General features: G+C 44.6%; 12 protein-coding genes. 3 read left to right on the forward strand and 9 right to left on the reverse strand.

The genetic code is table 11. The features are described from left to right. Positions 1–219: 219 nt before the first annotated feature. Complete coding sequence (locus F931_RS17635; protein WP_228681263.1) at positions 220–1218, reverse strand: LysR family transcriptional regulator; 999 nt, start codon at positions 1216–1218, stop codon at positions 220–222. A 54-nt stretch (positions 1219–1272) separates the two neighbouring features. On the opposite strand from F931_RS17635, the gene F931_RS17640 reads away from it, so the two are divergent. After that, complete coding sequence (locus tag F931_RS17640) at positions 1273–2190, forward strand: NmrA/HSCARG family protein (RefSeq protein WP_016142553.1); 918 nt, start codon at positions 1273–1275, stop codon at positions 2188–2190. Between the two features lie 201 nt (positions 2191–2391). Here F931_RS17640 and F931_RS17645 read toward each other — a convergent pair whose 3' ends face one another. The 7 genes from F931_RS17645 to ydhC form a co-directional block, all read right to left on the reverse strand. Next, positions 2392–2967, reverse strand: coding sequence for a DUF4126 domain-containing protein (locus F931_RS17645; protein ID WP_016142554.1), 576 nt, complete (start codon positions 2965–2967; stop codon positions 2392–2394). A gap of 122 nt (positions 2968–3089) precedes the next feature. Then, entirely contained in the window at positions 3090–3224 is a 135-nt protein-coding gene (locus F931_RS22530) for a zinc ribbon-containing protein (RefSeq protein ID WP_001983336.1), read from the reverse strand. Positions 3225–3571: 347 nt separating this feature from the next. Next, positions 3572–3790 carry a hypothetical protein gene (locus F931_RS17650; protein WP_016142555.1) on the reverse strand — a complete coding sequence of 73 codons (219 nt, stop codon included), beginning with the start codon at positions 3788–3790 and terminating at the stop codon, positions 3572–3574. 78 nt (positions 3791–3868) lie between these two features. After that, positions 3869–6475, reverse strand: coding sequence for a Fe/S-dependent 2-methylisocitrate dehydratase AcnD (gene acnD, locus F931_RS17655; RefSeq protein ID WP_016142556.1), 2607 nt, complete (start codon positions 6473–6475; stop codon positions 3869–3871). Further along, entirely contained in the window at positions 6475–7632 is a 1158-nt protein-coding gene (gene prpC / locus F931_RS17660) for a bifunctional 2-methylcitrate synthase/citrate synthase (protein WP_002120737.1), read from the reverse strand. Before prpC ends, acnD begins: the two co-directional genes overlap by 1 nt. Positions 7633–7891: 259 nt before the next feature. After that, entirely contained in the window at positions 7892–8776 is an 885-nt protein-coding gene (gene prpB / locus F931_RS17665; RefSeq protein ID WP_016142557.1) for a methylisocitrate lyase, read from the reverse strand. Further along, a complete protein-coding gene (gene ydhC / locus F931_RS17670) occupies positions 8769–9479 on the reverse strand; it encodes a GntR family transcriptional regulator (protein WP_001153627.1) in 711 nt (236 codons plus the stop codon). The genes prpB and ydhC overlap by 8 nt, the downstream gene beginning before the upstream one ends. Before the next feature lie 45 nt (positions 9480–9524). Between ydhC and F931_RS22275 the strand changes: the two genes are divergently transcribed. Together F931_RS22275 and tyrB are read left to right on the forward strand one after the other, a co-directional pair. Further along, on the forward strand, positions 9525–9659 hold the full coding sequence (locus tag F931_RS22275) for a hypothetical protein (RefSeq protein ID WP_080649532.1): 135 nt from the start codon (positions 9525–9527) through the stop codon (positions 9657–9659). A gap of 335 nt (positions 9660–9994) precedes the next feature. After that, a complete protein-coding gene (gene tyrB / locus F931_RS17675) occupies positions 9995–11209 on the forward strand; it encodes an amino acid aminotransferase (protein WP_016142558.1) in 1215 nt (404 codons plus the stop codon). Positions 11210–11258: 49 nt separating this feature from the next. Here the strand turns inward: tyrB and dld are convergent, their stop codons facing one another. Further along, the gene (dld, locus tag F931_RS17680) at positions 11259–12965 is read right to left on the reverse strand and encodes a D-lactate dehydrogenase (RefSeq protein WP_016142559.1); all 1707 of its coding nucleotides are present in this window, start codon (positions 12963–12965) and stop codon (positions 11259–11261) included. Between the last annotated feature and the right edge of the window lie 256 nt (positions 12966–13221).

Genomic DNA, 13221 nt, shown 5'->3' on the forward strand with positions numbered 1-13221 from the left:
ATGTTCCGGAACACAAAACAACAATAATAGGTTCAAGCACCAGGAGCGTGAGATACGACAGGAGTCATATCTAGTACCCAAATACGAAAAAGCCCAACAGGACGTTGGGCTTTTTTTATTACACCAGGACTCTAGTCCGAATCTCGCTGAACTACGCCAAGATTGTATAGATGAATTTTATAGATACCTTAAAGGAGTTCATCATGGCAAAAATCATACTCACCAATGCTGGGTTGAAGGCAGTTCACGCGACATCCAAGCAACAACAGCATCGATAAAAACACGTACTTTTGGCGGTAAGAATGCTCGTTCTGGGTAGACCACTGCGATCTGCATTTCGGCACCGACTACGTCAGCCAACACTTGCACAAGCGCGCCGCTGTCCAAGTGCGATGCCACAAGACTGTGCGGTAGGAGAGCAATGCCTAGCCCACGGACAGCAGCGTCACACAACAGACCGATATCGTTCGAAAAGAATGTGCCGTCGACTTGGAGTTTGCCTCCTGAAACTAATGGCCAATGAATCTGCGGCAGCTCGCCACGAGTGAAGCCGAGCAAACAACGGTGCGAACCGAGATCGCGCTGCGTCTGGGGTGTACCATGATCGGTGAGGTAGGTGGGGGCCGCCACAGCGATTATCGGATCGCGCAATAGCGTACGTGCGACGAGGCCAGGTTGAATCTGGCTGCTGGCACGCAATGCAACGTCATAGCTGCCGTGAAGGAGGTCAACGTGTTGGCTAGACGTATGAACATACACTCGTAGCATAGGATAGCGCGCCGCAAATTCACAGAGCATTGCATGAAAGCTTGTATCCATCATGGGCGGTATCGAGATTCGCAAATCCCCACGCACGAGCTCGTCGCTCTTACGCACGCTCTGCTCGGCCAGACGCACAGCTTCGAGCGCGATGCAAGCCTGTTGGTAGAAGGCTTTACCGACTTCCGTGAGGACAAGGCTTCGCGTGGTGCGGCGCAGAAGACGTGCGCCGAGACGCTCCTCGAGACGCGCAAGACGTCGGCTCACGGTCGCGCGTGGAACACACAGCTCTGCGGCGGCACGCGATAGTGATTGGGCATCAACCGTCTTGGTGAAGGCGACTAGTTCTGATGTTTCAATAGGATCGCTCATATGGATCAAATAGTAGCAAATGATGACATTTTTTGAAGTATTGCATCGAAAATCGATCCATTGCAAGATCTCATTCAAGATAACCAACAGAAGCGCTCCGCATTTACGCAAGCGTCTGATTAAAAACGAATGAGGTAAATAATGTCTATCGAAAAGAAGTTGATCGCCGTATTCGGTGCGACAGGAAATCAGGGGGGCAGCGTCGTACGTGCCCTAAAGGAAAACGGCCAGTTCAAAGTACGTGCGCTTTCGCGCGATCCGGTCAATTATAAGGGCATTGCTGACGAAGTTGTCGCAGCAGATCTGGACCAGCCAGAGACGCTTACAGCGGCATTGGAAGATGTTCACGGTGTCTTTCTCGTTACCAACTTCTGGCAGGAAGGCACCGATGAAATCAAACAGGCAACAGCGGCAATTCAAGCTGCGAAAGCGGCAGGCATCAATCATCTAATCTGGTCGACCCTTCCCAACGTTGAAGCGATCAGCGGTGGCAAGTTCAAAGTTCCCCAATTCACGGGTAAGGCGAAGATCGATACGATCGTCAAGGATGCGGGATTTTCTCGTTACACCTTCGTCGTGCCACCTGCCTATTATCAGAACTTTTCCGGACCAATAGGACCGCAAAAACAACAAGATGGAAGCTTTGGCTGGGTGCTACCCATCGATCCCTCAGTACGTTGCTTTCACCTAGGCGACATCAACGAGTTAGGCAACATCGTGGCCGGTGCTTTTGCACACCCAGTTGAAACTGGCGATGGCGCATATCTACCGCTGGTCGGCGACTTCTTAAGCTTCAATGACCTCACTAGTGTATTGAATCAGTTGGGCCATCAGTTCTCGGTCGTCCAAGTACCTCGGGAGGTATATGCAGACTTCTTCCCGGGTGCTGACGCATTAGCTGAGACGCTGGCCTACTACGAGGCCTATACATATCTTGGCCCAGGCTCCCATGAGGCTGAGATCACGCTCGCGAATAAGATAGCCGGCAAGATGCCGACGACATTTGCATCATGGGCTCGAGCCAATTTCCAGTTCAGCGATGACGCTTCCTCAGATTAAGTCATCATGTCATTTCAAGTCACAGATAAATATCACACGACGAATGGCCCGACCATTTGTCGTAGATTTCAAGTTCTGCAGAAGAGCAAACTAACTGTAAGAAATCCAACCACGATGTACGAAAATGCTACTGTTAGGGTTGAATAATAAGCTTAACAGCAGCGGACATTTTTATCATTTAAAAATAATATTTACACTCACCTATAGAGGACTATGTGCCTGTTCCTGCTTTTTATGACGAATCCAACGCACTACCCAGATAACTGCAATCAGCACTACTACTGCCACAAGCGCAGGCACTAACATGGCTGAAACCGAGAGTAAGATTGCTCCAATCCACTCGCCTGTCGCAACAACAAAATTACCCAAGCCACCTGTGGTTGCAGTTGAAACACCGCGTGCAGCAACAGTACTCATTTGCACCACACCTGCCGTACCACCACCCACAATTATGGCTGCTGCCCAACTGGCAAACTGAGACATTTCTCCACTGCTAACCGCCATCGTTGCTAACGTACCCGCGATCATCGCCGCAGGAGTCGCGACTGTGTCTAAGGCATTATCGACCCACGGAATATAGTAAGCCGCAACTTCACATACCGTTGCCACGCCTAAAGCCAAACACACCGATGGCAGAGCTAACCACTCAAAACCTTTTGATGGCTCAAACCAGCCCATCATTGTTGCAATGCTCATGACCAATAACGGCACAAAGACGCGAAAACCGCAGGCAGCGCTTAAGCCCACGCCAATACATAAACCCAATATAGTTTCCATAACGGTTTCCTTTTCATGCCCATCACGGGTCTTGTTATGTAAGTCTTATTTTTAAATTAACAAAAAGCCCCATCGGGTGACAGGGCTTTTTGTTAAATGCGAACGCAAATATTATTTCATTCTTAACGTTTAAATTGCGTGCAGTAGCATTTCGTGCAAGGTGGTAAAGGGTCGGTATTAATTTCTAAAAACACTCTATGTCCACACTGAGCACAGAAATAGAAGCCTGTTCCGGGTTTTTCGCCAGCTGTTACCATGATTACATTCCTATAATCGTATATATATTAAACAGGAATATAACCCACTTAAAGTGAATGTCAATTGTCCATTTCGCCCGATGATGATGGCATAAATGCAAAAAATGTTATTTGTACGATTTATCTTACACAGATTTAGGGATTTAGCGGATTGGCTGTCCCCTGCTTTTTTTCTATGATGAATTCATACAGGAACAGGATGTTCCGGAACACAAAACAACAATAATAGGTTCATGCATCAGGATCGTGAGATACGACAGGAGTCATATCTAGCAACCAAATACGAAAAAGCCCGACAGGATGTCGGGCTTTTTATTATCTGTTATAAATATAATACTTATCTAAAGTTATAATCTATATACTCTTAAAGCCTCTCCCATCCCTTCAACTTCCAAATAATAAGATCCATTATTTCTATAGATAACTGCTTTTGGGCGATATTTATAGCTATATTGATATTTATAAGATGCTAGTTTCCATATGCTTCCATTATCCAGTTCGTAGGTTTTATCACCATCCCACCCTTCAAATTCATCAATAATTCTAGACTCGTATATTTTTTCCATTTTTTATACTCAACAAAAAAACCCCATCATCAAGATAGGGCTTTTTTTGAACAATATCAATAATGTTTAACTAAAGTATCAAGCCACTTGGCCTTCTAAAAAGTCTTGCGCAAAACGCTGTAATACACCGCCCGCTTCATATACAGAAACTTCTTCTTCTGTATCTAAACGACACGTCACAGGCACTTCAAGAATCTCTTCTTTACCATCCGCTGTAGCACGTTCAATCACTAAAGTTAAAGTCGAGCGCGGCGCAATATTACCAATCACGCTATAAAGCTCTGTACCATCTAGTTTTAAAGTCTTGCGGTTTACGCCCGGTTTAAACTCAAGTGGTAACACGCCCATACCCACCAAGTTGGTACGGTGAATACGCTCAAAACCTTCTGCCACAATGGCTTCAACACCTGCAAGGCGTACACCTTTCGCAGCCCAGTCTCGGCTTGAACCCTGACCGTAGTCAGCACCCGCAACAATAATTAACGGCTGTTTACGGTTCATGTAGGTTTCAATCGCTTCCCACATACGCATCACTTCACCTTCTGGCTCTACACGCGCTTTTGAACCTTGCTTAATGGTACCGTCTGAACGAACCACCATTTCGTTATAGAGTTTCGGGTTGGCAAATGTTGCACGTTGTGCAGTCAAGTGGTCACCACGGTGCGTTGCATATGAGTTGAAGTCTTCTTCTGGTACGCCCATTTTGTGAAGATATTCACCCGCAGCCGAGTCCATCAAAATCGCATTTGAAGGCGACAAGTGGTCGGTGGTGATGTTGTCACCCAAAATTGCAAGTGGACGCATGTTCGCCAAAGTACGTGGTGCAGCCAATGCCCCTTCCCAATATGGTGGACGGCGGATGTAAGTACTTTGTGGACGCCAGTCGTAAAGTGGGCTTTCAGCTTCTTGAGTTACACCTAAGTCAAACATTGGAATGTAGACTTTACGGAACTGTTCAGGCTTCACAGCTTCTTTAACTAACGCATCAATTTCAGCATCAGATGGCCAAATGTCTTTCAGGTAAATCGGGTTACCTTCTTTGTCATGGCCTAAAGCATCTTTTTCGATGTCAAAACGAATCGTACCCGCAATTGCATACGCCACAACAAGCGGTGGAGATGCCAAGAATGCTTGTTTTGCATAAGGATGGATACGGCCATCGAAGTTACGGTTACCAGACAGGACTGCTGTTGCGTACAAGTCACGGTCAATAATTTCTTGCTGAATAGCTGGATCTAACGCACCCGACATACCGTTACACGTTGTACAAGCGTAAGCCACAATACCAAAACCCAGTTGCTCTAAGTCTTTTAGAACGCCCGCTTCTTCAAGGTAAAGTGCAGCCGCTTTTGAACCCGGTGCAAATGATGATTTCACCCAAGGTTTACGGACCAAACCAAGTTCATTTGCCTTACGTGCCAACAAACCTGCCGCCACAGTGTTACGTGGGTTAGAGGTGTTAGTACATGAAGTAATTGCCGCAATAATGATTGCGCCATCAGGCATTAAACCGTCAGAACGGTTTTCAACAACACCCGCAATACCTTTTTCTTTTAGATCCGCAGTTGAAACACGTGCATGTGGGTTTGATGGACCAGCAATGTTACGTGTTACTTTTGATAGATCAAAACGAAGTACACGTGGGTACTCTGCTTTGGTCATATCAGATGCCCAAAGACCGATTTCTTTTGCGTACTGTTCAACCAATGCCACTTGAGCATCTTCACGGCCTGTTAGGCGTAAGTAGTCGATTGTGTTTTGGTCGATGTAGAACATCGCAGCCGTAGCACCATATTCTGGTGTCATGTTCGAAATGGTTGCACGGTCGCCCACAGACATACTGTCAGCACCTTCACCAAAGAACTCAAGGTAAGCACCCACTACGCGCTCTTTACGCAAGAACTCAGTTAGAGCAAGTACGATATCGGTTGCAGTAATGCCTGCCTGACGCTGGCCTACAAACTCAACACCAATAATGTCTGGCAGACGCATCCAAGATGCACGGCCTAGCATTACATTTTCAGCTTCTAAGCCACCAACACCCACAGAAATTACGCCCAAAGCGTCTGTATGTGGTGTGTGTGAGTCTGTACCTACGCATGTGTCTGGGAATGCTACGCCATCACGCGCCTGAATCACCGGAGACATTTTCTCTAGGTTAATCTGGTGCATAATGCCGTTCCCCGCAGGGATCACATCGACATTTTTAAATGCGGTTTTAGTCCACTCAATAAAGTGGAAACGGTCTTCGTTACGGCGGTCTTCAACAGCACGGTTTTTTGCAAAAGCGTCTGGGTCAGCACCACCGTATTCCACTGCTAAAGAGTGGTCGACAATGAGCTGAGTCGGTACAACTGGGTTAACTTTAGATGGGTCACCGCCTTTGTCGGCAATCGCATCACGCAAACCTGCAAGGTCAACCAATGCAGTTTGGCCTAGGATGTCATGACACACCACACGCGCAGGATACCAAGGAAAGTCCAAGTCCTGACGGCGTTCAATCAACTGCGTTAAATAAGCAGTTAAGTTCTCGGCATCGGCACGGCGTACCAATTGCTCTGCGAGTACTTTAGACGTGTAAGGCAGTTTTTCGTATGCGCCTGGCTGAATATCTTCAACGGCTTGACGCACGTCGTAATATTCAAGCTGGGTACCTGCCAGCGGTTTACGGTATTTAGTGTTCATTAACCACGCTCCGCCAATGGTTTAAATTCGAGGTTTTCAGGGCCTGTGTAGTTCGCGCTTGGACGAATAATTTTGCCGTCTTGACGTTGTTCAATTACATGCGCTGACCAACCTGCTGTACGTGCAATTACGAATAACGGTGTGAACATTGCAGTTGGAACACCCATTAAGTGATAGCTCACCGCACTGAACCAGTCGAGGTTCGGGAACATGTTTTTCACTTCTTTCATCACTGCTTCTAAACGCTCAGCGATGAGGTACATTTTGGTGTTCTCTTGTGCTTGCGCCAAGTCATGCGCAACTTTCTTGATCACTTCGTTACGTGGGTCAGAAACTGTATATACAGGGTGACCAAAACCGATCACGACTTCTTTATTTTCAACACGCTTACGGATGTCAGCCTCTGCTTCGTCTGCGTTGTCGTAACGTTGTTGAATGACGAATGCAACTTCGTTCGCACCACCGTGCTTAGGTCCGCGAAGTGCACCAATACCACCTGTAATTGCCGAGTACATATCAGAGCCTGTACCTGCAACCACACGTGACGTAAATGTAGATGCATTGAACTCATGCTCAGCATACAAAATAAGAGATGTATGCATTGCTTGAATCCATTCTTCAGATGGTTTTTCGCCATGAAGTAAATGTAAGAAATGCGCTGCAATTGAGTCGTCATCAGTTTCAACTTCAATACGACGACCATTGTTGCTGAAGTGGTACCAATAAAGCAGCATTGAGCCTAGGCTTGCCATTAATTTATCAGCAATATCTTTTGCGCCCGCTTCGTTATGGTCTTCATGTTCTGGAGTTAAACAACCTAGTACTGATACGCCTGTACGCATCACGTCCATTGGATGTGCAGATGGTGGTAATTGCTCAAGTGCAGTTTTAAGTGCTGCTGGTAAGCCACGAAGTGCTTTTAATTTTGCTTTATAGGCTTTGAGTTCAGCTTTGTTTGGTAATTTGCCATGTACGAGCAAGTGAGCAACTTCTTCAAACTGGCTACCTGCTGCAAGGTCAAGAATGTCATAGCCACGGTAGTGCAAGTCATTACCGCTACGTCCTACGGTACATAGTGCTGTGTTGCCTGCAACTTGTCCGCTAAGTGCAACTGATTTTTTTGGTTTGAAGCCTGTTGTTGTTTCATTTGAGCTCATAGAATCATCCTTTATATCAACCAGAATTTGTTGTTTGTTCAATTTTTACTTGGATAAAAACGCGACAGCGTCTTGCCGAGTTCTCATCCAACTTTTGGATTAACCTGCGGTTCGCCTTACTTTTCACGGATGAAAAGTAAGCAAAAATCCTTGTTGGTCTGACGATATATCCATATATCGCAGTCCAACGTAGCGGCATCCATGCCGCCCTCACGATAGCCAAGACCATCGCTTCCCCTTCTTTTAAAAGAGGCCTTATTTATTTCTTTTTAGCAAATGCGTTGTCTAAGTAGTCTTCAAACGCATAGTAGTTAATGCGTTCATATAACTCTTTACGCGTTTGCATAATATCAATCACGTTCTTTTGTGTGCCTTCTTTACGCAAGGTTTCATACACAGTCTCGGCTGCTTTGTTCATGGCACGGAAAGCAGAAAGCGGATAAAGCGCAAGGCTTACATCGGCAGATGCCAACTCTTCAGTGGTAAACAGTGGGGTAGAACCAAACTCTGTGATGTTTGCCAAAATTGGTACGCCTGTCTTCTGAGCAAATTGCTTGTACATATCAAGTTCGGTAATTGCTTCAGGGAACAACATGTCTGCACCTGCCTCAATGTAGGCACCCGCACGGTCAATTGCCGCTTGTAAGCCTTCAACCGCTAACGCATCGGTACGCGCCATAATCACGAAGCTGTCATCACCACGCGCATCAACCGCTGCTTTAATACGGTCAACCATTTCTTCTTGAGTCACAATGGCTTTGTTCGGACGGTGACCACAACGTTTTGCACCCACTTGGTCTTCAATGTGCATTGCCGCAGCACCAAACTTGATAAGTGATTTCGTAGTACGTGCAATGTTAAATGCAGAAGCACCAAAACCTGTGTCAGCATCGACCAATAATGGAAGATCACATACATCAGTAATACGGCGTACGTCAGTCAACACATCATCAAGGTTACTGATTCCTAAATCAGGTAAGCCTAAAGAACCAGCTGCTACACCACCACCTGATAAGTAAATCGCTTTATAACCTGCACGTTTTGCCAAAAGTGCATGATTGGCGTTGATGGTTCCAACCACTTGTAATGGCTTTTCTTGGGCTATTGCATCGCGAAATAGCTGACCTGCGGATTGTTTAGCCATTGTTATGTTCTCCTTGTGCTTGTAGCAGTGTTTGCTCAATAATTTTGTAAGAAGCATTGATATGTCGATGCATGAGCAGCTCGGCAAGTTCACCATCGCCTTCTGCAATTGCATCTAAAATACGGATGTGTTCGTCCCAAGCTTTGCTCGGTCGATCGGGTGTGTTTGAAAACTGAATTCGGTACATGCGAATGAGATGATAAAGCTCATCACATAGCATTTTTTCTAGGGTTTTATTGCCACTACTTTTGATAATGCAGTAGTGAAAATCGTCTTGCCCTTCTTGCAAGTAATATCCTTTACCTGCTTTAAAATTTTCATCTTCGGCATGCATACGCAATACATCACGTAGTGCCAAGATTTGCTTTTTATCAATATGCTGTGCTGCAAGTTTGCAAGCCAAACCCTCTAAAGACGCACGAATCTGGTAAAGCTCTTTAAATTGTTGCAGTGACAGCGAAACCACGCGCGCGCCCACATGTGCAGTACGCTCAACCAAACGTTGCCCTTCCAGGCGATGAATCGCCTCACGCAAAGGCCCGCGGCTGATGCCATAAGTGCGTGCCAGTTCAGGTTCAGAAATTTTGCTACCTGCCGGAATTTGACCCAAAACAATCGCCGTCTGTATTTGTTTAAATACATTCTCGGTCAGTGTTCTTCCCTGACTTTGTAGAGGCTCTGGTGCGAAGGTCAAATCTTGCATATTGTCGACAATTTTTAATCAATTATGAGTTTTATAGCGGTATGAATGAAAAAAATCAAGGTGATTGTTGACACTTTACAGAACGCATCAGGTCAATTTTTATCGTTCGTCCTGTTATCTCACCTTATATTTAAACCATTAAACCACTTGCCAATTAGTATTTATAAAACAGTTATTTAATATTATTTTACCTATAGATTAATGGCACTTTTTTAGCTGCTTTTCGGCCTCTAATCTTTTGTTTCAAACTTTAGTCTACAACCAATGTATTACAGCAAGATTGTAGACAATCTGCTTGAATGAATTCATGAGTTAGAAATTAGTATCTATTTACCGTAATTTCTTTTAAATCTTTTTATCATTTTCAGCCAGAAAATATCGATATTAGTGAAATTATCAGGTGCTTCACGGTAGCTTTATTGATACATTATTGAGCATCGACATAGTTGTGGCGTATTTTTCGAGACAGAAAAAACCCAGCACTATGCATATTGTTGAATGAAAGGACTTTTTTGATGTTTCAACATATCCCCCCATACGCAGGCGACCCAATTCTCTCTTTAATGGAACAGTTCAATGCTGATACTCGTTCTGGAAAAGTAAACTTGAGTATTGGTCTTTATTATAACGAAGACAGTATTGTTCCTCAGTTAGAGACCATTATTGAAGCGCAAAAGCGTATCGAGCCTAAAAACGGTAAAACCAAACTTTATTTGCCAATGGAAGGCTTCAAACCTTACCGTGAAGCAATTCAAGCACTTTTATTTGGTGCAAACAGCCCAGCAGTTAAAGCTGGCCGTGCTGTAACCATCCAAACGCTTGGTGGTTCAGGTGCATTGAAAGTTGGTGCGGATTTCTTAAAAACTTATTTCCCAAATTCTGACGTTTGGGTAAGCCAACCAACTTGGGATAACCACGTTGCGATTTTCAATGGCGCTGGCATCAAAACTCATTTCTACCCATATTTCGATAACGAAACGCGTGGTGTAGATTTTGACGGTATGCTTTCTACACTTAAAACTTTGCCTGAGCAAAGCATTGTGTTGTTGCACCCATGCTGCCACAACCCAACGGGTGCTGACTTAAACCCAGCGCAATGGGATCAAGTGATTGCAGTATTAAAAGACCGTAACCTTATTCCATTCCTAGATATCGCTTACCAAGGTTTTGGTGACGGTATGGAAGAAGATGCGTATGCAATCCGTGCTTTAGACCAAGCGGGTCTAAACTTCATTGTGAGCAACTCGTTCTCTAAAATCTTCTCTTTATATGGCGAGCGCGTTGGCGGCTTAACTTTCGTTTGTGACGATGCAGAAGCTGCTCAGTGCACATTCGGTCAGTTAAAAGCGACTGTACGTCGTATTTACTCTAGCCCTCCTACTACAGGCGCTTGGTTAGTTGATGAAGTGTTAAATGACGCTGAACTTAACCAACAATGGCAAGGTGAAGTGAAAGAGATGCGTGAGCGTATTATTAAAATGCGTAGCATCTTGAAAGACGAGCTTACTAAAGCATTACCAGACCGTGACTTTAGCTACCTTGTAAACCAAAAAGGTATGTTCAGCTACACAGGTTTAACTGCTGAGCAAGTAGATATCTTGCGTGAAGAATATGCAATCTACTTAGTACGTAGCGGTCGTATTTGTGTAGCAGGTTTAAACATGAACAATGTTTACACTGTTGCTAAAGCGATGGCAGAAGTGCTCGCTAAATCTGTAGAAGCAGCATAAATCATCCATTAAAAAAGGCGCTTCGGCGCCTTTTTTTTATTTATCGAGGTTAAGATTTAGCTTTACCCCAATATTTCAGTTTTGAGGTATGTCCAATACCCACATTAAAGCTATTGGTTGGGTCGAGTTTTTGGTAGAAATTGGCCAATGCAGGTTTAGCAATGTAGAGATGCCCGACATTATGCTCTGCCGGATATTCAGCACGTCGCGCATCGAGTAATTTCCACATTTGATGTTCCATTTCTAATGGGTCATGGCCCTTTTTAAGAATATAGTCCTGATGGAAAACATGACAAAAGAAATGCCCATAATAGAGTTTATGGAGAATTTTCTTTTCCATCTCGGCTGGCAGTTGCTCTACCCATTCGCGGTCATTACGACGTAACGCAATATCAAGCGCGACAATATCTTCAACTTCACTACGGTGCGTATCGCGATAACGAATAGCCGCCCCTGCAATCGCAAAACGGTGTAAGAACGCTTTTCGCCCTTCTTCTTCGCTGCATACGAAATAGCTGCCTGACGGATGCACTGCAAAATATTCTTTTAAAAATTGCTCAGTCTGTGCTTTCGAATTATTTTCGACACGCAGCACTAAATGATGCTCATAACGATCTCGATATTCGGTCATACGCTTAGGCAAATGACTCGGTAAAAAGAAGGTAATGGCCTGCAAAATATGATCTGTTAAGCCTTTAATTTTAAATTTTTCTAAGAAGCCATCGATTTTATCTTTCATCGCAAAAGCTTTTGGAACATTGACTGTACCGAACTTTTCAATAAATAAGAAGGTGTCTTTTCCGTACTTTTCACCAATCAAATAAGCATCTCGGTGAATATATTCACCTGCAATTGGCAAACTTGGCAGTGAGGTCAATAAGTAACGACGAATCGCTGTTAAATCATCGGCATCATTTGTACCAATATAAAAGACATTACTTTCTACTTTCTCATAGGTATCAAGGCGTACCGCAAACACACAAACTTTACCTGCCGAACCCGATGCCTCAAACAAACGTGACGGATCTGCATTAAAACGAGCAGGTGTATCTTCATCAACTTGAGTCACATCGTGGGCGTAGCGATGGTCGGACGCCTGTTTTTCGCTGTCATCTAAAATATCTACGGCTTGATATTGATGCTTCTCTAAACGTGTCAAAATTTCTTCGGGAGTCGAACCTAAATTTACGCCTAAATGATTTACCAGTTCTAACTGACCAGCAGCGTTCACCTGAGCATATAAAGCTAGTTCCGTATAAGCAGGACCACGGCGTACCAACGCACCACCAGAGTTATTACACACACCACCCAGTACCGATGCACCAATACAAGATGAACCAATTACTGAATGCGGCTCACGGTCATAGCCTTTTAAAATTTGCTCTAAATTATCTAAGGTCGCACCTGGTAAACAAATCACTTGCTTACCGTCATGAATGACCTGAATGCCCTTTAATCGGCGTGTACTCATGACTAAAACAGGACGGTCATAATCATCGCCATATGGCGTTGAACCACCTGTGAGTCCCGTATTTGCCGCCTGCATAATCACAATACAATTTGCATCAATGGCAGCTTGAAGCACCTGCCATTGCTCTAACAATGTGCCTGGTACCACTACAGCAAGCACTTTCCCCTCACCAAAACGGCGGCCTTGACGGTACTGACGCGTGCTTTGGTCATCGGTCAAAACATGAGAACGCCCTACAATATTTTGTAAACGTTCAATCACTGCTTGAGGAGAAAATGTTTGCATGATGGTTTCCTTTTAGTCATCCATATAAGATCTAGCTGTAATCCACGCTAGAACCAGATCAGCACGACGGAGCTTACTATTTGTAATTTATAATTTAATTAGCTCATTCTCTAATTCGAATCAGCCATACATTTACTGTCGTGGGGCGGCATGGATGCCGCCTGTTGAGCAACCGCACAAGGAAGTGCGGTTTGCTCAACAAAAGGTTTTTGGTTACTTTTGACCTTTCAAAAGTGACAAATGCCTATACGCAAAA

Source organism: Acinetobacter pittii ANC 4050 (assembly GCF_000399685.1).
GTDB classification, from domain to species: domain Bacteria; phylum Pseudomonadota; class Gammaproteobacteria; order Pseudomonadales; family Moraxellaceae; genus Acinetobacter; species Acinetobacter pittii_E.